Below are 17,635 nucleotides of genomic sequence, written 5' to 3' on the forward strand. Positions count from 1 at the left end.
TCAGTCCGTCCCGGATCCGGCTGAGGCATCCGGCGCGGAACCATCGTCCGGCGGCTCGGCCTCATCCTCCTCCAGCAATCCGGCGAAGCTTTCCCGGAAAATGAACCAGACCGAGGTGAAGAGCGCGGCGATGACCGGGCCGATGATGATGCCGACGGCGCCGAACAGGGTCAGCCCGCCCAGGGTCGATATCAGCACCATGAGATCGGACATTTTGGCGTCCTTGCCGACAAGGATCGGGCGCAGGATATTGTCCGAGGTCGAGATCACGATGGCGCCCCAGCCTGTCAGGGCGAAGGCGGCGACGGGCTGGCCGGTGGCGGCGAGCCAGATGGCGGCGGGTAACCAGATCAGCGGCGGTCCAATCATCGGGATGATCGAGAGCAGGGCGGCGACCGCGGCCCAGAAGACCGATCCCGGCACGCCGGCGGCGAACAGGCCGATCCCCGTCAGCCCGCCCTGCACCAGGGCGATCAGGAAGGACCCCTTCACCGTTGCGCGAATGGTCGAGAGCGCGCGCCCCGCCAGCAATTCACGTGCCTCCACCGTCATCGGCAACAAGGTCACGGCGGAGCGCGCAGCGCGGCGGCCCGTCATCAGGAAGAAGAAGAGCGCATAGACAAGGATGAAGAAGTTCAGCGTCGCGACCAGGAAGCCACCCGTGCCGGCGCGCAGGGAATTGACCAGAACGCGTCCGACAGTTCCGGCGAGATTGCCGATCTGGGCCGTGATCGAGGCCTGGTATTCAATGATCTCGTCGCGGAAGGGCAGCCAGTCGGGCAGGCCGTCAAGGCCGTTTTCGCGAATATGGCTGACCTGGTCCTGCACCCAGGGCGTGACCATGCCGGTCACGTCGATCGCCTGTTCCGCGACAATGCCCATCAGGATGGCGGCCGGAATGACAAAGGCCAGCACGGCGCCGGTGACAAGCAGCCCGGCGGCAAGTCCGCGGCGATCGCCCAGCTTGCCGGACAGCCAGTCGTGCGGTTTCGCGAGAAAGAGGGCGAGCACACCGGCCAGGAAGAGCGCTGCGAGATAGTCGCGTATCATCCACAGGAAGACCCATGAGATGACAAGGGCCAGCGCCGCGATGAAGGCGCGCTGCAGTTCCAGCTTGCGGTGCGGCGACATGCTCGGGCTCCTTCTAGCCGTACAGCCACTCCGGCAGGCCGGTGGCCAGCCACGGGAAGACGGCGACGGCGATGATGGCAAGGATCTGGATGATCACGAACGGTATGGCGCCGCGATAGATGTCCGTCGTCCTGACCGATTTGGGCGCCACCCCTCGCAGGTAGAACAGGGCGAAGCCGAAGGGTGGGGTTAAAAAGCTGGTCTGCAGGTTCATCGCCATCAAGACGCCGAGCCAGACCGGATCGACCCCCATCATCAGCAGGATTGGCGCGACGATCGGCACCACCACGAAGGTGATCTCGATGAAGTCGAGGAAGAAGCCGAGGATGAACATCACCAGCATGACCACCGCGACGGCACCAAAAACACCGCCCGGCACCGCTTCGAGGGCAGCCGCAACGGTGTCATCCCCGCCCAGCTCGCGGAAGATGAGGGAAAAGAGCGAGGCGCCGATCAGGATCACGAAGACCATGGCCGAGATCATCGCGGTCGAGCTCATCACCTCGTCCAGCACGCCGGAGCGCTTGAGCCGGACCAGGCTCCAGCCGGCACCCAGCACGGTCATCGCGACCAGTATGCCGGTGACCAGCCCGCCGAAATTTCCAAGATCCGTGACATAAAGCCGACGCTCGGAACCGACATTGGCAAGCACGACCAGGGCGATCAGGCCGAGCAGGGCGGCGAGGCCGAGATAGCTCACGATCTGCCCCGGTTTCGGATTGCTGTCACGTCCGGCATTGCGGGCACCCGCGATGAAAGTCGCCCCGACCGCGCCAACGCCGGCGGCCTCGGTCGGGGTGGCCAGCCCGGTCAGGATCGAGCCGAGTACACCGATGATCAGGGCCAGGGGCGGGACCAGGGCGTGCATCAGCCCGCCGAATGTGACCACGCCTTCCGCCGGGGCCGCGGGCGCGCTGTCGGGTTTCATGATCGCCATCACGACCTGGTAGCCGATATAGAGCGTCACCAGCAGAATGCCGGGGATGAGCGCGCCGGCGAACAGATCGCCGACCGAGACGATGTCCGGCGAAAAAATGCCCTGGGCGCGTTGCGCTTCCTGGTAGGCATTGGAAATCTGGTCACCCAGCAGGACCAGGACGATGGAGGGCGGGATGATCTGGCCCAGCGTGCCGGAGGCGGCGATTGTGCCGGTTGCCAGCGCCGGGTCATAGCCGCGCTTGAGCATGGTGGGCAGCGACAGAAGGCCCATCGTCACAACCGTTGCGCCGACAATGCCGGTCGACGCCGCCAGCAGGCCGCCGACGATGACGACCGAGATGCCGAGCCCGCCGCGCATGGTGCCGAAGAGGGCGCCCATCGCCTCGAGGAGTTCCTCGGCAATCTTCGACTTTTCCAGCATCACGCCCATGAAGACGAAGAGCGGTACGGCGACGAGGATGGATCGGTCCATCTCCATCAGATTGCCGTAGATGCGCTGCGGGAATGCGCGGAAGTGGATCGGGTCGAACTCGCCGATCGCCATGCCGATGATGGCGAAGGCGAGGGCGACACCCGCCAGCGTAAAGGCGACCGGATAGCCGCGCAATAGGGCCGCGAAAGCGGCCAGGAACATCAGGAAGGGCAGAAGTTCGATGAAGAGAGACATGCCTCAGACCTCCTGCTCGGTTGCCGCGGGCAGGGCGGGTGAGGCTTGTCCGGCCAGTGTCATGGCGGCGCGGGCGGCCATTGAAAAACCTTGCAGGATCATCAGGACAGCGAATAGCGGTATGGCGGTTTTCAGCAGGAAGACAAAGGCCAGACCGTCGCTCTCGCGGGAGCTTTCCAGCACCCGCCAGGTCGAGTTGAGATAGCCGGTCGAGGACCACAGGATCAGCGCACTCATCGGCATCAGGGCGAGATAGCTGCCCAAAAGGTCGATCCAGGCTTTGCCGCGTTCGGTCATCCTGGCGTAGAAAACATCAACCCGGACATGTCCGCCATGCAGGAGCGCGCTGCCCGAGGACAGGAGAAACAGGCCGGCATGCATGTAGATCACGCTTTCCGCCAGCTTGGTCGAGGCATAGCCGAAGACATAGCGCTGGATCACAATGATCGCCGTGGCCAGCACCAGTCCGAGCGCGAACCAGCGTGCCGCGCCGGCAACCCTCTCCGTGAGCCCGTCAAGGATGACGATCGCGCCGCGTTGCATTGACCAGAGCGGCGCCGGCAGCCCCAGAAAGCGGCCCATGAGGCCGCTGAACAAGGGCAGCAGCAAGAGCGGGGACAGCCAGACCCCGATCCGGCCAAGCCAGACGCCGATCGTCCGGGCGATGCCGGGCAGGTTCCCGCCCGACCATTGTCCGACCGCCCCGCCTGTCGCCAGGTCGACCAGCACCAGGCCGAGCGACAGGATGATCAGCGCAAGCAGGAGACCGTCGCCCGTGCGCATGATCAGCGCGCCAGCACGCGTTCGCGCTGGACCATGTAGGGCATCTCGGAAATCCGGCTCCAGCCGCGCATCGAATCGCGGGCCGCAAGATAGCTGTCATAGACGCGGCGGGTGAGAGGGTCGGCATTGCCGGTATCGGCAACGACCTGTTCGGAGATTTCGCCGATCCGGTCCCAGATCACATCCGAGAACTGGCGCAGTTCGACACCGTGTTCATTGACAAGGACATCGAGGGCCAGACCATTCTGGTAGTGGAAGTCAGCGATGGAAAGATTGTTGGCGGTTCGGCAGGCCGAGGCGATGATCGCCTGGTGGTCGCTTGCCAGCCCGTCCCAGACGGTCTTGTTGATGCCGGCGCTGAGGCAGGAGCCCGGCTCGTGGAAGCCCGGGCCATAGTAATAGGGCGCTTCCCGATAGAAGCCGAAAGCGAGATCATTCCATGGTCCGACCCATTCGGTCCCATCAATCGCGCCCGATTGAAGCGCCGGATAGATCTCGCCGCCCGACAGGGTGACTGCCGCGCCGCCGAGCTCGCGCAGCACATTGCCGCCAAGCCCGGGAATACGCATGCGCAAGCCGCGGAAATCTTCCAGCGTGTTGAGCTCGCGCTTGAACCAGCCGCCCATCTGGTGACCGGAATTGCCGGCCTGGAAGGCCTTGATGTTGAACTGCGCCGACAGCTCGTCCCACAGCGCCTGGCCGCCACCGGCCTCGACCCATCCCATGATCTCATAAGCGGTCATGCCCATCGGCACAGCGGTGAAGAAATTGAAGGCCGGCGACTTGCCCTGCCAGTAGTATTCGGCACCGTGATACATGTCTGCCGTGCCTTCCGAGACAGCATCAAAGGCCTCGAAGGCCGACACAATCTCGCCAGCCGCATAAACACGCACTTCCAGCGTACCACCGGACATGCGGTTGATATAATCGGCGACATTGTTGGCGGCTGTGCCCAGTCCCGGGAAATTGGCCGGCCAGGTGGTGACCATGCGCAGGCGGGTCACGCCGCGATTGATATTCGGCGCGGCCGGCCCGGCCGACGTGTCCTGTCCGGTCTCACCGCAAGCCGTGGCAACCGTGGCCGCAGCAACGGCGCCGCCGCTAATGAATGTGCGTCGATCCATGTCTGTCTCCCCCGGAATTTCGCTGCGCGATGGCGATCAGTCGAAATCGTCGTCTTCGTCCTCATGGTTAGCGAGTTCGGCATGCGGCTGCCAGCCCGAGGGCGTCAAAACTTGCAGCGGCTGGTATTGGGCCTTGTAATTCATCTTGCGACTCTCGCTCACCCAATAGCCCAGATAGACAAAGGGCAGGCCCGCCAGTTCGGCCTGGCGGACCGCGTCGAGGATCATGTAGGCGCCCGGGCTGCGGCGGTCCCAGTCCGGATCGAAATAGCTGTAGATCAGCGACAACCCGTCCTTGAGCACATCGGTCAGCGCTGCGGCGCGGAGCACGCCGTCATCGTCGCGATACTCGGTGACATGGGTGCGTTGGGCGCCTTCCTCGACCATCATCACGTATTCGCCAAACGACATGCCGGCCATGTCGCCATCGCCATGCCGGCTGTCGAGATAGCGTGAGAGCAGGTCGAATTGTTCCATCGTCGCGGTCTGCTGATCGACGGAGACATGCAGGTCGCCATTGCGATTGAGTATCTTGCGCCAGCGCCGTTTCCACGCGAAGGCCTCAGCATCGATGCGAACCGATTTGCAGGCATCACAGGCTTCGCAGGCCGGGCGATAGAGTACGCCCTGGGAGCGTCGGAAACCGGCATGGGTCAGCGCGTCATTGAGGGCGGGACCCTCGCTGATCTCGAGTCGCGTAAACACCTTTCGCTCGAACCGTCCCGGCAGATAGGGGCAGGGCCCGGACGCCGTCAGGAAGAAGGGGATTTGCCGGGTCGCAAACGGGTGTGTCACGCCTTTCGCCTCTTGCCGCTCGGGTGTTTCATGATGTCCTACGCCATGTCGAAGGCATAGAGCAGGCTGACATAGACGGTGAAGGCAATCCAGAACAGAAGCACCATCGGCGCGCCCGCCCGCAGGTAATCGGCAAACCGGTAGTGACCGGGGCCCATCACGAGCAGGTTCGTCTGGTAGCCGATCGGTGTGGCAAAACAGGTGTTTGCCGCAAACAGCACCGTCAGGGCAAACAAGGTCGGGTCAGCGCCGATCTGGTTGGCCGCGCCGACCGCGATCGGGGTGAACAAGATTGCCGTCGCGCTGTTCGACAGGACGTTGGTCAGCACGGCGACCAGCAGGAAGAGCGCCGACATCAACACAATCGGTCCGAATGGTGCGAAGACCGACACCACACCGGTTGCCAGAAGGTCGGCGCCGCCGGTCACCTGCAGGGCGGTACCCAGCGAGATGGCGGATCCGATCAACAGGTAGACCCGCATGTCAAAAGCCCGGGCCGCCTGGCGCGTATTCAGGCAGCCGGCCACGATCATGGCGACCGCCCCCAGGAAGGAGGCCAGGATGATGGGCAGGATGCCGGTTGCCGCGGTAACGACCACGCCGCCGAATATGGCGCGGGCGAAATTGGCGCGGCGCGGGTCGGCCAGCGATGTGGTGGCCCATTCCATGACCAGGAGGTCGCGATCAGCGCGCAGGCTGCGCAGCGAGCCCGAGGCCCCGAACAGGAGGAGCGTGTCGCCCGCTTCCAGCCGGATCTCGCCCATGCGCGAGCGGATCATGCGCGAGCGGCGCTGGATGCCCAGCACGACGCAGCCTGTCGCATGGCGAAAGCCGATCTGCTGGATCGTCCGGCCGATCACGCGGGAGCCGGGCGCGACCACGGCTTCGGCCATGACGAGATTCTCGCCCGGTGTCGGGTTCTCGCCCGGACCCGAGGCTTCCAGCATGCCACGCATGAAATCGGCGCGCTTGGCGAGCAGGTTGGACAGGGTCTGACGGGTCGCCGCGACGATGACGAGATCGCCGGTTTTCAGCTCGATCTGGTCGAAGGGCGGAAGCAAGGCGTGTTCGCCCCGCTGGATCATCCGGACCGTCATGTCCGGAAGGTCGGCGAACATGCCGGCAACCGGCTTTTTTCCGACCAGCGGATGGTCACTCGTGACCTCCAGCTGGGCGATGTATTGCTTGCCGCCGGCTCCGGCGATTTCGCTCTCCATGGAGGCGCGGTCCGGCAGGAGATGCGGTAGCACGAAGATGATGTAGACGATGCCGACCGCAGCCAGGAAAAGGCCGGGGAAGGACGGGCTGAAAAATCCGAGCTGTTCGCCGGTGACATTCATCAGCGTGTCGGCGACGAGCAGATTGGTCGACGAACCGATCAGCGTGGTCATGCCCGCGAGAATGCAGACATAGCTCAGCGGAATCATGAGTTTGGATGGGCTCTTCTCCATCCGTTTCGCGATCGCAACGAGAATGGGCACGAACATCACCACGACAGGCGTATTGTTGATGAAGGCACTGATCACGAAGACGAAGGCGAACATGCCGACCAGCGTCGCCCTCGGGTGCTGGTCATAGGCGTTGAGCAGACGCTGCGTCGGGCCTTCCATGGCGCCGGTCTGGAAAATTCCCTGGCCGACGATCAGGAGGCACAAGATGGTGAACAATGCCGGATTGGCGAATCCCGCCAGCAGGTCAGCCGTCGTTGGATTGTGAGTTGCCAGCGGGAAGAAATGGAAGAAGGCCATGAGACCGGCCACGATTGAGGCCGACACGATCTCGATCGGTACACTGTCCCAGACGTAAAAAACAATCGCCAGCGAGAGGCCGCCGAGAATTGCCCACATCTGCCACACATCAAGTGACGCTGATTCAATCATCGCGAATTTCTGGAAGCCCAGGACCCGTTATGTCCAGCGCAAAACGCTAGCATGCTGATTGCGCGCTTGCGAAGCCTTTGTGTCGTGCTTGGCCGTGGATATCCGCTCCCCCGGGGTCGGGCTAGAGCTCGTGGCCATTCGGCATGACAGGTGCTTCACGCAGCAAGACAACAGAGATGCGGCGATTGCCTGGCATGTAGGGATCGTCCGGATACAGCGGTTCCGAGCCGGCCTTGCCGCGCACCTCATAGATACGGTCGTTTGAAATACCGGCGCGTTGCAGCTCGGCGCGGGCCGCATTGGCGCGGTCGGCGGAGAGTTCCCAATTTGTGTAGTCAGTGCCCGGAGCAGATGGCGCACTGTCGGTATGGCCGGCAATCGAGAGCCGGTTCGGCAGACGTTCGGCGATCCGCGCGACGGCGCGCAGCAGCGTGATGGCCCGCTCATTCGGCACGGTGGCGCCGGGATCGAACATCGGACGGCCTTCCTGGTCGACGAGCTGGATGCGCAGGCCTTCCGGAGTCTCGTCAATCAGCACGTGGTTGGAGAGTTCGGCCAGCTCGGGCATTTCCTGCATCGCCTGGCGCAGCGACATGGCGGCGGAATGCAGTTCGGCCGCGTCGCGGCGCTCGCGCGCCTCCGCCATGGCCGAGGCCATGACGGTGGTTTCGCTATCGACCGCTTCCGGCGAGCCTTCCGGAGATTGCTGGCGATCACGGTCATTGAGTTGGGGGGCGGTCGGGGCGAGGCGCTGTCGCATGGAACTGTCGCCGGAGCCCTGGACTCCGTCATCACCCGGCGATGTCCCGGCCAGCGGAGCGCCGGAGCCGGAGTTTGAGGGGGAGACCGATGCCGGGGCGAAATAGTCTGCAATACCGCGTTTTTGTTCGGGTGTGGTGGTGTTGATGAGCCACATCAAGAGGAAGAAGGCCATCATTGCGGTGACAAAGTCGGCATAGGCGACTTTCCAGGCGCCGCCATGGTGTCCACCCCCGCCGCCCTTGATGACTTTCTTGATGACAATCGGCCGATCAGAGGCTGCCATGTCCACCCACCTTGTTTACCTACCTCGGCGTCTTGTAGACCGTTAGCGTTAAGGTCCGGTTTCAAAACCCGAACCTGCCCGCAAATCATGAGGACTGCCTTGGACGATAGCCGCTCCCTTCGCGACGCACTCGGGCGCTACCCCACCGGTGTGGCCATTGTCACCACCTATGTGGACGGCAAGGCGCTTGGCATGACGGTAAATTCCTTCGCCTCCGTGTCGCTGGCCCCGCCCCTTGTGCTTTGGTCGATCGAAACCGCGTCGGAGCGATACGGCATTTTCGGCAAGGCGAGGCATTGGGGCATCAATGTCCTGGCGGCAGACCAGGCCGGCCTGGCGCATGCCTGTGCGCTCGATCCCGATCTCTCGGCCTGCCGCAGCGAATGGCAGGGCAAGCGGGTGCCGCTGATCTCGGGAGCTGTGGCGCATCTGGTCTGTCAGGCCGAGGCCGTCCATCCAGGTGGCGACCATGAAATCCTCGTCGGGCGTGTCATCGAATTTGACACGCCGCGCGATGTACCTGCGCTGGTCTTTTACCGCTCGACCTATTGCGAGCCGGGTTGAAGCGTCAGCACTGACAGGCCTTCGGGCATGGTCTCCAGCGTCCAGCCGGTCGGAATGGTTATGTACTCGCCGCGTCCCCACAGAGGGGCCAGGTCGTCATAATGACGAGACATCACATTGCCCGACTGACCCGTCGTGATCATGAAGCGCGACGTATCCGGTGCCGCCATGTCGTAAAGCGCCCTGTAGGAGGCGCCATGAAAGACATCATAGCCCGGTGAGCGATAGGAGTGATGCGCGACATTGACCGTCGAGCCATCGCCGGGAACCGGGGTGGTGATGGTGAACCAGTCAGACAGGATCGGGAAATCCGAGAACGGCCGGTGGGCATGTCGGGCATAGTGCATGTCACCCCAGCGCCAGTCGGCCATGTCATCGCCATAGGCCGCCATCGTGTCCGACATGGCCTGGTCGAGAGCGGGACCCGTCAGGTCCTGGCATGTCACCGTGCGCGCGACCGCGACATTGTCGCACCAATGGCCGAGATCACCGGTCAGCACATCGATCATGAAGACGCGGCGATCGCCATGCCAGCTCGGCATGAGCGCATCAAGCTCGTCACCATAAATGTCCTGGCTGAGCTGGCGCATCCAGGCTGAATAGATCAGCGGCTCGGGCCGATCGACCGCCATGTCTGCATTCCAGTCAGCGAGCAGGGCCAGGGCGGCGCGGCCCGCTTCGCTCGCGGGCTCAGCCTCGAGCAGAACGGGCAGGACCCGGCGCGCGGTGTCGCTCACCGTATCGACCTGCAGCGCCTGCATGCTGTCGAGATCGTGGACGGGCTGTGCCTCGATGCCCTCATAGATTCGGCGGATACGCGATACGCCATACCATTCCGAGGTCAGGTAATGGGGATAGTCGTCCGGCACGATCTTGTTGTTCGCGGTCGCGACAAAACCGCGATCCGGGTTCAGTGTGTGCGGCAATTCCTCGAAGGGAATCGTCGAGACCCAGGCGCCTTCCGCGTTGCGCACGGGAATGCGGGCCGGGGCGTAAAACCCGATATCGCCGTCACGGTCGGCAAAGACCATATTCTGTTGCGGGGCCACAAAGCCGCGTATGGCGGCGACGAAATCATCCCATTCATCCGCCTCGATAATGTGCAGGCCGACGCCGGTCGTTCCGTCATCGGGCTCGTCCAGCATCCACTGCAGGGCGAAGAAATCACTGCCTTCGGGTACGGGGTAGTCGAAATTCTTGGGGTCCAGAACCGGGCCGGTCGCGGTTTCGCGGCGCTGGATGATCACCTCCTCGCCGAAGCGGACGCGGATCCGCTCCTCGCGCTGGCCGGTCACATCAGCCTCGGTGACTGCATGCAGGTCGCCGACATCGGGTCCGGTATTGGTGAAGCCCCAGGCGATTTGCTCGGTGCGGCCCAGCGTCACGAAAGGGGTGCCGGGCAGGGTGGCGCCGACAACTGATCCATTCGGCGTGGTCAGGCGGGCGAGATACCAGATTGCCGGTGCCGCCAGCCCGAGATGCGGGTCATTGGCCAGGATGGGCAGGCCGCTCGATGTACGCGATCCCGCCAGCACCCAGTTATTCGATCCGTCCCGGCCATTGTCTTCCGGCCCGATCATCGGGGCGGGCTCTTCGGCCGGAGGCAGCGTGCTCGCCTCGATGCCGATATCGGCCATGGTCAGCGAACGCGGGGCGTCGTCAGGATAACGGCCGATGAACTCGGCGGTGCGCTGCTCGCCCAGCTGCTCGATGAGGGCGGCCATGGCCGGTTCCTGGAAGGCATTGCCGAACAGGTCGAGCGCGATCGCCTTGTAGACCACCACCGTATCAGCCGGCAGCCAGGGCTCGGGATCAAACATCAGGATCTGGAATTCCGGCGGCGGGACAAAACCGGGGGTCTCCATCACCGCATTGACGCCGTCGGCATAGGCCCGCAGGGCAGCCTGGACGTCAGCCGGCAGGTTTTCGACAGCAGTGTCGGCGGCGACGCCAAGACCCATGGTGCGGAAGAAGATGTCGGTATCCAGACCGGGCTGGCCGAGGATTTCCGCCAGACGCCCGCGCAGAGCGCGGCGGGTGATCTCCATCTGCCAGAGCCGGTCCTGGGCGTGGGCAACGCCCATGGCATAAAACCCGTCATGATCGGTTTGCGCAAAGATGTGCGGCACGCCGTAAGTGTCGCGGACAATGCTGGCCTCGGCCTCGAGACCGGCCATTTCCATCGTGCCGCTGGTCTGGGGCAGGGACGCATAGAGCCGGTTGGCGAAGATCAGGGCGCCGACCGTGGCGAGCGCGGCAAGGCCTCCGACCGCCCAGCCGAGAAAGCGCAGAACACGTTTGATCATGATGACTTGCTCCCCATTCGCGAGGAGACTAGCAAGGGACGGGATCAATGGGGAGAGCGCAATGGCACGCTGCACGTTTTTGGGCCTCGGAGTGATGGGTTTCCCGATGGCCGGCCACCTGGCCGCCGCCGGGCATGCGGTCACGGTGTGGAATCGCACAGCCGCCAAGGCGGCAGACTGGACGTCGCGCCATCCCGGTACGGTGGCGGCCGGGGTCGAAGCCGGCGTTGCCGAGGCCGATTTCGTATTCATGTGCCTGGGTGATGACCCCGATGTCCGCCGCGTCGCCGAGCAGGCGATTCCAGCCATGAAGCCTGGCTCGGTGCTGGTCGATCACACCACCGCCTCAGCCGAACTGGCCCGGGAGCTTGATATCGAGGCGCGCGATGCGGGCATCGGCTTTGTCGACGCGCCGGTGTCCGGCGGCCAGGCCGGGGCCGAGAACGGCCAGCTGACAATCATGTGCGGCGGCGAGGCGGATAGCTTCGCCGCGGCCGAGCCGGTCATGGACAGTTATGCCAAGGCGATCTCGCTCATTGGCCCGGCCGGATCCGGCCAGCTGGCCAAGATGGTCAACCAGATCTGCATTGCGGGCATCGTCCAGGGCCTGTCTGAGGGCCTGCATTTTGCGCAGCGCGCCGGGCTTGATCCGGCCCTGGTGATCGGCGCGATCTCCAAGGGGGCCGCGCAGTCCTGGCAGATGGAAAACCGCTGGGAAACCATGGTCGCCGGCAGGTTCGATTATGGTTTTGCCATTGACTGGATGCGCAAGGATCTCCGCATCACGCTGGACGAGGCCCGCCGCAATGGTGCCACCCTGCCGGTCGCGGCCCTGGTCGACCAGTTCTACGCCGACGTCCAGGCCTTGGGCGGCAATCGCTGGGATACATCCAGCCTGATTGCGCGGCTGGAGCGGCCGGAGAGCGGAAGCAAGGCATGAGCGAACCGAAGGGCTATATCGCGAACGACCCGGTGGTGATGGGTGTGTGGAAGCGGCTGACCGAGCTTTTTGCGGTCTGGCGCCTGATCGTGTTTGCCAGTTTCACCAAGCGAATGCTCTACCAGGTCACCAATGACCAGATGTCGACCCTGATGCGGACGCGTCACTGGAAGCTGGGTTTGGGTCTGCTTGGCGGGCTTGATGATGCCCAGGTCAGCTTCCTCGCGGAATGGGCTCGCCTGAATGCCGACCGGGCAGAGCGCATTTTCAGATCCACCGCGCTTATCATCGTGTCCATCCCGGTCGCGGGTGTGTTCGGTATTTCAGAGCTGGACCCGGGTTTGTGGGAACGGGTGGGGTTCGCGCGTCTGGATACGCTGGTCTTCATCATCGGCGCCTGGATGATGGTCAGCGGCGTGATGATGGCCGCCGCCTGGCGAGCCCGTGACCTGTCCGACCTGCTGGAACTGGAAAAGGCCCGCCGCGCGCTCAAGCGCGCTCAAGCACAAGCAGGGTCCACGTGAGCATCGAGCTCCTCTTCGTTATCCTCGACTATGCCGGTATCGGCTTCTTCGCCTATTCCGGCGGCATGCTTGCGGCACGCAAGGCGCTGGACCCGTTCGGGGCGGTGATCATCGGCGCTGTCACCGGCATGGGCGGCGGGACGCTGCGGGACGTGTTGCTGGGTTCCCTGCCGGTCTACTGGATTGTCGAGCCCAAATACCTGCTGGTCGCGGTCTTTGGCGCGCTGCTGGGCTATTTCACCTCGCCCTGGGCGCAGGCGATTGCGACCCGGCGCGCGGCCCTTATCTGGGCTGATGCGATCGGCCTGTCGGTCTTCTGTGTGCTGGGCGCGCAGGCTGGTCTGGCTGCAGGCGCCCATTGGACGATTGCCCTCCTGACCGGGATGATGAGTGCCGCCTTTGGCGGCTTGCTGCGCGATATCATCGTCAATGATGTGCCGCTGGTGCTGCGCGAGGACATTTACGCGCTTGCCGCCCTCGCGGGCGCGGCGGCCTATGTCGGCGGCATGAGCATGGGCTTCACGCCCAGCCTCGTTACGCTGGGCTCGGCTCTTCTGGCGCTGGTCCTGCGCGGTTGTGCGATCCAGTTCAAATGGTCGCTGCCGGCGATCAAGCTGGGCGATTAGTGCAGTGTCGACTGCTTGTCGCGGGTGGTGAGCCGGTCACCGGCGGCGGCACCGAAGTCGACAGCGACCGGTTCAAGCCCCTGCAGGGTGAGATAGGTCAGGACCGGGATCGAGACCAGGACGAAGAGGGCGAAAAAGGCCCAGAGCCCCATCACGCCGAGCGCGATCGCGACCATGATTTTCACGGCCGCCAGACCGGCTGCGAAGCCGGTCAGGGCCGTCGGACGCTAGCGATGGAAGGCGCCGCAATACTCGCAGCTGGTCAGGGTCTCGCGCTTCACCTTGAGGATCTCACCGGACGGCAGACGGTGGGCACAGGACGGGCAGGACTTCTCGACAGCCAGCATGCTTGCCTCCCAGGGTCGCGGTTGTGTTTTGCAACCCTAGCGCAATGCCTGGTGCGTTCCAACGCCTTCCGCTCGCGGCGCGAGCCGCACGCGACGCATTCGCGCGCCGCGTGAAACCGTCGCCTTTGCCCCTCAGACTGCAGCGCCGACCGGCCTCGCCTTGGTCAATTCGATCATGGCGATGCCACTGTCGGGATCGGTGAACGCCCGGCCATCCTGCCAGCCATGCTTGGCGTAGAAACGCCGCGCCTGGTCATTGTCGCGAAAGCAATCGAGCCCGATGTGATCTGCGGCCGCAAAGAGTGCCGCCTCACCATGGGCGAGAAGGATTTCCCCGATCCCCGACCGGTGATGATCGAGATCAACCATCATCAGATCGATCCGGCCCGGCTTGATGGCGCAGGCGCCGACCCGCACGCCATTGCGCTCGGCGATGGTGAGCGTGGCGACATTCTCACGGTAATAGGCCGCGATGGCGCCGGAGGCGATATAGGCCTCGACGGTCTCGGCGCCGATGATGCGGGGATATCTGACCCGGATGGTGCGCGCAGACAGCGCTTCCATCGGATCGGCATCGGCCAGGGTTGCGGGCCGAAGTATGACGTTAGACAAGTCTTGCAATGTCTTGTTCCTGATAAAGAAGTATCGTTCGCTCGCGACTTGGGCCGCGGGCGGTGTTCGATCAAACCAGCCGACCCGCGTTAAAGGGCGGGCTGGCCGTATCAGGACTCAGGAAGGCGGCGCATAAACGCTCCAGGTAAGGAAGCGTCCAGCGCTAGTCCGCTTTGGCGCTGACGACAAGCGCCTGCCGGATATCGGCGAGCAGGTCAGCCGTATCTTCCAGGCCAACGGACAAGCGCACCAGATTGTCGGCGACCGGGCTGTCCGGCCCCTCGATCGGCTTGCGGTGTTCGACCAGGCTTTCCACCCCGCCCAGCGAGGTCGCCTGGGTGAAGAGCCGCGTTGCGGCGGCAAACCGGGCGGCTGCCTGATAGCCGCCGGCAATATGCAGCGAGAGCATGCCGCCAAACCCGTTGGTCATCTGGCGGGCCGCCACTTCGTGGCCGGCATGGGTCGGCAGGCCCGGATAAAACACGGCCTCAAGCCCGTCCTCGCCTTGCAGCGCCTCCGCAATGGCCAGGGCGCTGGCGCTCTGGCGCTCGAAGCGGACCCAGAGCGTGCGCAGGCCGCGGATCAACAGCCAGGTCTCGAAGGCGCCGGGCACCGCGCCCGTCTTGGAATGGATCTCGCCGATCTCGGTCCAGCGTTCATTGACCTCCCGCGTCGCCAGAACGCCGGCCAGCACATCGGAATGGCCGTTCAGGTATTTGGTCGCCGAATGCATGACGATATCGGCACCCAGGGCCAGCGCCTGGGTGGTACAGGGCGGGGCGCAGGTGGAATCCACGCCCAGCGTTGCGCCGACCGCATGGGCGATGTCGGCCGCCTTGGCAATGTCGACCACCGCCCAGGACGGATTGGCCGGGCTTTCGATCCAGATCAAGTCTGTATCGGGCCTGGCGGCCGCGGTGAGGGCGTGCAGATCACTGGGGGCGACAAGATTGAGCGTGATCCGCTTTTTCGCCGCCGCCCGCTGCATCAGCAGTTTGGCGCCGTAATACATCTCGGTCTGGGCGATGACATGCCCGCCCGCCGGCACGCTTTCGATCACGGCTGCGATCGCCGCCATGCCGGAGGAGAAGAGCTTCGCCTCCGGTGCGCCCTCCAGCATGGCCAGAATGCGCGCCGCCTGTTTTTCGGTCGGACCGGACGGACGGCGATAATCCTGCTCGCCGATCAGCTGGTTGTCGGCGCCGCGGGCATAGGTGGTGGCCGTATGGACGGGCGGAATGACCGCGCCGGTCGCGGCGTCGATGGCGTGCAGGGCCTGGACGGTGAGGGTGGTGCGGGTCGGGGTGTCGGACATGGGGCCTGCCTGATCCAGAGCGATGCAGGCTGACTAGGCAGACGCAGGCACAAGGTCAATCACGCCCGCACGAAAAGAGCCCCGGGCGACGGGCCCGGAGCTCTGTGGATGTCAGACGGGCTGACGGGTCTTTAGTCGCCCGACATGCCCGGCACGAGGCGCTCGGCCGTTGCCATCACGATGACCATGATGGAGGCGGCGGCGAGCACGGCGCCGTAATTGGTGAAGATGGCTGTCAGATACTCACCGACGGCCGGAATGCCACCGAGGGCACCGGCCCCGCCGGCCATCAGGAAGATCGCGGCGATAAGCAGGCCGCGACGATGGTCCCCCTTCACGAAAAAGCCGCAGGCCAGGCCGAGAAGGACCAGGATGAGGCCCGTATATTCGAAGGTGACAAAGGCAAAAACAATCGCGGCGAGCGCGGCGACGGCATAGATGATCTTGTCCAGCGACATGTGTGTCTCCCCAAGAGTGTTTGTCTGAAACAACGCCCGTGAACCACAACACAAATGTAACGGTATGCCTGTGTTTCAGGTGACGCAAGCGTCAGCGTGTCATGTTTGTGGATTACTTGGGTAGGGATACATGATGTTGAGGCGCGGAAGGGTGATGCGCTGTCCTTCCCACAGTGTGGGGGGACCGCGACGCGGTGGAAGGATGACGCCGAAGGCGGCATGACATCCGGGCATCACGGCGCTCGCGCGCCGCCCCATCGTGCCTGCTCCGCCAAGGCTGCGCAGGGCCACTTCCCCACATGTGGGGAAGAAAACGAGGTGTGTCTTTTGATGTGCGACTATGGCGTCATCCCGGACGGAGCCCTGACTTGATCAGGGCGTAGATCCGGGACCCATGAACACGGTGCGGCCGATATCAGCGCGTATGGGTCCCGGCCCTGCGGCCTGCTATCGCAGGCCAGGAGCCTGCGCCCGCGAGGGCGGGCGACCGGGATGACAAATGGTTGTCCCGGCCATTCTGTCAAACCCGCGCGGTGCGCGGTTTCACAACAGCATGCCTGATCCAAACGCCTGCGCCCACGCACTACCCCGCCAGCCTCATCGCCGCCCGCTTGGCAAAATACGTGATCACCCCCGCCGCCCCGGCGCGCTTGAAGGCCAGCAGGCTTTCCATCATCACCCGGTCGCCATCGATCCAGCCATTGGCGGCCGCGGCCTCGATCATGGCGTATTCGCCGGAGACCTGGAAGGCGTAGACCGGGACCGGGAAGGTGTCGGAGAGAGCGCGGACGATGTCGAGATAGGGCAGACCCGGCTTGACCATGACCATGTCGGCGCCTTCTGCGATGTCCAGCTCGACCTCGCGCAGGCATTCATCGCGATTGGCCGGGTCCATCTGGTAGGTCTGCTTGTCGCCCTTGAGGGCGGCGGCCGAACCGATCGCCTCGCGATAAGGGCCATAGAAGCCCGAGGCGTATTTGGCGGCATAGGAGAGGATTATCGTGTCATGATGACCGGCGGATTCCAGCGCTTCGCGGATGGCGCCGATGCGGCCATCCATCATGTCGGACGGAGCCACGACATCGCAGCCGGCGGCGGCCTGCAGAAGGGCCTGCTCGACCAGGCGTTCGACGGTGGCGTCATTGGCGATCCTGTCGCCGTCCAGCACCCCGTCATGACCGTGCGTGGTGAAAGGGTCGAGGGCGACATCGCAGATCACGCCGAGATTGGGCGCGGCATCCTTGATGGTGCGGATGGCATTGGGCACGAGCCCGTCGGGATTGAGCGCCTCGGAGCCGGCTTCGTCCTTCTTGGCGGGGTCGATATGGGGGAAGATCGCCATCGCCGGAATGCCCAGGGCCTGGGCCTCCTTGGCCGCCTTCGCCAGTGCAGCGAGGGAGAGGCGTTCGACACCCGGCATGGCCGCAACCGGCTCGACCGGATCGGCGGTATCGGAGACCACGACCGACCAGATCAGGTCATTCACCGACAGGGAGTTTTCGCGCACGAGGCGGCGTGACCAGTCGGCCTGGCGGGTGCGGCGAAGGCGGGTATTGGGATACATGTCGGCCTCTGGTCT

The 17,635-nt window shown here is 64.2% G+C and carries 17 protein-coding genes; 4 read left to right on the forward strand and 13 right to left on the reverse strand.

Annotated elements, in window-relative coordinates; translation table 11 throughout:
- From QZZ02_RS04965 to QZZ02_RS04995, 7 genes are all read right to left on the reverse strand, one after another.
- A complete protein-coding gene (locus QZZ02_RS04965) occupies positions 1-1,131 on the reverse strand; it encodes an AI-2E family transporter (RefSeq protein WP_291842772.1) in 1,131 nt (376 codons plus the stop codon).
- Positions 1,132-1,144: 13 nt separating this feature from the next.
- Complete coding sequence (locus QZZ02_RS04970) at positions 1,145-2,737, reverse strand: TRAP transporter large permease subunit (RefSeq protein ID WP_291842773.1); 1,593 nt, start codon at positions 2,735-2,737, stop codon at positions 1,145-1,147.
- Positions 2,738-2,740: 3 nt separating this feature from the next.
- Entirely contained in the window at positions 2,741-3,520 is a 780-nt protein-coding gene (locus QZZ02_RS04975) for a TRAP transporter small permease subunit (RefSeq protein ID WP_291842774.1), read from the reverse strand.
- A gap of 2 nt (positions 3,521-3,522) precedes the next feature.
- Entirely contained in the window at positions 3,523-4,644 is a 1,122-nt protein-coding gene (locus QZZ02_RS04980) for a TRAP transporter substrate-binding protein (protein ID WP_291842775.1), read from the reverse strand.
- 36 nt (positions 4,645-4,680) lie between these two features.
- Positions 4,681-5,439: an arginyltransferase gene (locus QZZ02_RS04985; RefSeq protein WP_291842777.1), complete on the reverse strand. Its 759-nt coding sequence runs from the start codon at positions 5,437-5,439 to the stop codon at positions 4,681-4,683.
- Between the two features lie 38 nt (positions 5,440-5,477).
- Positions 5,478-7,319: an SLC13 family permease gene (locus QZZ02_RS04990; RefSeq protein ID WP_291842778.1), complete on the reverse strand. Its 1,842-nt coding sequence runs from the start codon at positions 7,317-7,319 to the stop codon at positions 5,478-5,480.
- A 121-nt stretch (positions 7,320-7,440) separates the two neighbouring features.
- Positions 7,441-8,364, reverse strand: a complete 924-nt coding sequence (locus tag QZZ02_RS04995; RefSeq protein WP_291842779.1) for a flagellar motor protein MotB — start codon at positions 8,362-8,364, stop codon at positions 7,441-7,443.
- A 99-nt stretch (positions 8,365-8,463) separates the two neighbouring features.
- Between QZZ02_RS04995 and QZZ02_RS05000 the strand changes: the two genes are divergently transcribed.
- Positions 8,464-8,928, forward strand: coding sequence for a flavin reductase family protein (locus tag QZZ02_RS05000; protein WP_291842781.1), 465 nt, complete (start codon positions 8,464-8,466; stop codon positions 8,926-8,928).
- Here the strand turns inward: QZZ02_RS05000 and QZZ02_RS05005 are convergent.
- Entirely contained in the window at positions 8,910-11,234 is a 2,325-nt protein-coding gene (locus tag QZZ02_RS05005; RefSeq protein ID WP_291842782.1) for a penicillin acylase family protein, read from the reverse strand. The two genes, QZZ02_RS05000 and QZZ02_RS05005, sit on opposite strands and share 19 nt — an antisense overlap.
- Before the next feature lie 61 nt (positions 11,235-11,295).
- Here QZZ02_RS05005 and QZZ02_RS05010 point away from each other — a divergent pair, with 61 nt between their 5' ends.
- Genes QZZ02_RS05010 through QZZ02_RS05020 form a run of 3 tightly spaced genes read left to right on the forward strand, consistent with a single transcriptional unit; the run spans position 11,296 to position 13,324 of the window.
- Positions 11,296-12,174 (forward strand): NAD(P)-dependent oxidoreductase, encoded by an 879-nt coding sequence (locus QZZ02_RS05010; protein WP_291842783.1) that lies wholly within the window; start codon positions 11,296-11,298, stop codon positions 12,172-12,174.
- Positions 12,171-12,698 (forward strand): hypothetical protein, encoded by a 528-nt coding sequence (locus QZZ02_RS05015; protein ID WP_291842784.1) that lies wholly within the window; start codon positions 12,171-12,173, stop codon positions 12,696-12,698. The genes QZZ02_RS05010 and QZZ02_RS05015 overlap by 4 nt, the downstream gene beginning before the upstream one ends.
- Positions 12,695-13,324 carry a trimeric intracellular cation channel family protein gene (locus QZZ02_RS05020; protein WP_291842785.1) on the forward strand — a complete coding sequence of 210 codons (630 nt, stop codon included), beginning with the start codon at positions 12,695-12,697 and terminating at the stop codon, positions 13,322-13,324. Before QZZ02_RS05015 ends, QZZ02_RS05020 begins: the two co-directional genes overlap by 4 nt.
- Here QZZ02_RS05020 and QZZ02_RS05025 read toward each other — a convergent pair.
- The 5 genes from QZZ02_RS05025 to hemB all read right to left on the reverse strand — a co-directional run bounded on the left by QZZ02_RS05025 (position 13,321) and on the right by hemB (position 17,620).
- Positions 13,321-13,509 carry a hypothetical protein gene (locus QZZ02_RS05025; RefSeq protein WP_291842787.1) on the reverse strand — a complete coding sequence of 63 codons (189 nt, stop codon included), beginning with the start codon at positions 13,507-13,509 and terminating at the stop codon, positions 13,321-13,323. The two genes, QZZ02_RS05020 and QZZ02_RS05025, sit on opposite strands and share 4 nt — an antisense overlap.
- A gap of 294 nt (positions 13,510-13,803) precedes the next feature.
- Positions 13,804-14,283, reverse strand: coding sequence for a GNAT family N-acetyltransferase (locus QZZ02_RS05030; RefSeq protein WP_291842788.1), 480 nt, complete (start codon positions 14,281-14,283; stop codon positions 13,804-13,806).
- Positions 14,284-14,446: 163 nt separating this feature from the next.
- Positions 14,447-15,598 (reverse strand): PLP-dependent aspartate aminotransferase family protein, encoded by a 1,152-nt coding sequence (locus QZZ02_RS05035; protein ID WP_291842789.1) that lies wholly within the window; start codon positions 15,596-15,598, stop codon positions 14,447-14,449.
- A gap of 131 nt (positions 15,599-15,729) precedes the next feature.
- Complete coding sequence (locus QZZ02_RS05040; RefSeq protein ID WP_291842790.1) at positions 15,730-16,056, reverse strand: hypothetical protein; 327 nt, start codon at positions 16,054-16,056, stop codon at positions 15,730-15,732.
- Between the two features lie 583 nt (positions 16,057-16,639).
- Positions 16,640-17,620, reverse strand: a complete 981-nt coding sequence (gene hemB, locus QZZ02_RS05045) for a porphobilinogen synthase (RefSeq protein WP_291842791.1) — start codon at positions 17,618-17,620, stop codon at positions 16,640-16,642.
- Positions 17,621-17,635: the final 15 nt, after the last annotated feature.

It is taken from the genome of Maricaulis sp., assembly GCF_015665295.1.
In the GTDB taxonomy this organism is placed as follows: domain Bacteria; phylum Pseudomonadota; class Alphaproteobacteria; order Caulobacterales; family Maricaulaceae; genus Maricaulis.

Excerpts from the sequence above, each read along its gene's own strand:
- QZZ02_RS05015 (WP_291842784.1), top strand. The coding sequence starts at position 12,171 with ATGAGCGAACCGAAGGGCTATATCGCGAACGACCCGGTGGTGATGGGT.
- QZZ02_RS04995 (WP_291842779.1), bottom strand. The coding sequence starts at position 8,364 with ATGGCAGCCTCTGATCGGCCGATTGTCATCAAGAAAGTCATCAAGGGC.
- QZZ02_RS05010 (WP_291842783.1), top strand. The coding sequence starts at position 11,296 with ATGGCACGCTGCACGTTTTTGGGCCTCGGAGTGATGGGTTTCCCGATG.
- QZZ02_RS05040 (WP_291842790.1), bottom strand. The coding sequence starts at position 16,056 with ATGTCGCTGGACAAGATCATCTATGCCGTCGCCGCGCTCGCCGCGATT.
- QZZ02_RS04990 (WP_291842778.1), bottom strand. The coding sequence starts at position 7,319 with ATGATTGAATCAGCGTCACTTGATGTGTGGCAGATGTGGGCAATTCTC.
- QZZ02_RS04975 (WP_291842774.1), bottom strand. The coding sequence starts at position 3,520 with ATGCGCACGGGCGACGGTCTCCTGCTTGCGCTGATCATCCTGTCGCTC.
- QZZ02_RS04980 (WP_291842775.1), bottom strand. The coding sequence starts at position 4,644 with ATGGATCGACGCACATTCATTAGCGGCGGCGCCGTTGCTGCGGCCACG.
- QZZ02_RS05005 (WP_291842782.1), bottom strand. The coding sequence starts at position 11,234 with ATGATCAAACGTGTTCTGCGCTTTCTCGGCTGGGCGGTCGGAGGCCTT.
- hemB (WP_291842791.1), bottom strand. The coding sequence starts at position 17,620 with ATGTATCCCAATACCCGCCTTCGCCGCACCCGCCAGGCCGACTGGTCA.
- QZZ02_RS04970 (WP_291842773.1), bottom strand. The coding sequence starts at position 2,737 with ATGTCTCTCTTCATCGAACTTCTGCCCTTCCTGATGTTCCTGGCCGCT.
- QZZ02_RS04965 (WP_291842772.1), bottom strand. The coding sequence starts at position 1,131 with ATGTCGCCGCACCGCAAGCTGGAACTGCAGCGCGCCTTCATCGCGGCG.
- QZZ02_RS05035 (WP_291842789.1), bottom strand. The coding sequence starts at position 15,598 with ATGTCCGACACCCCGACCCGCACCACCCTCACCGTCCAGGCCCTGCAC.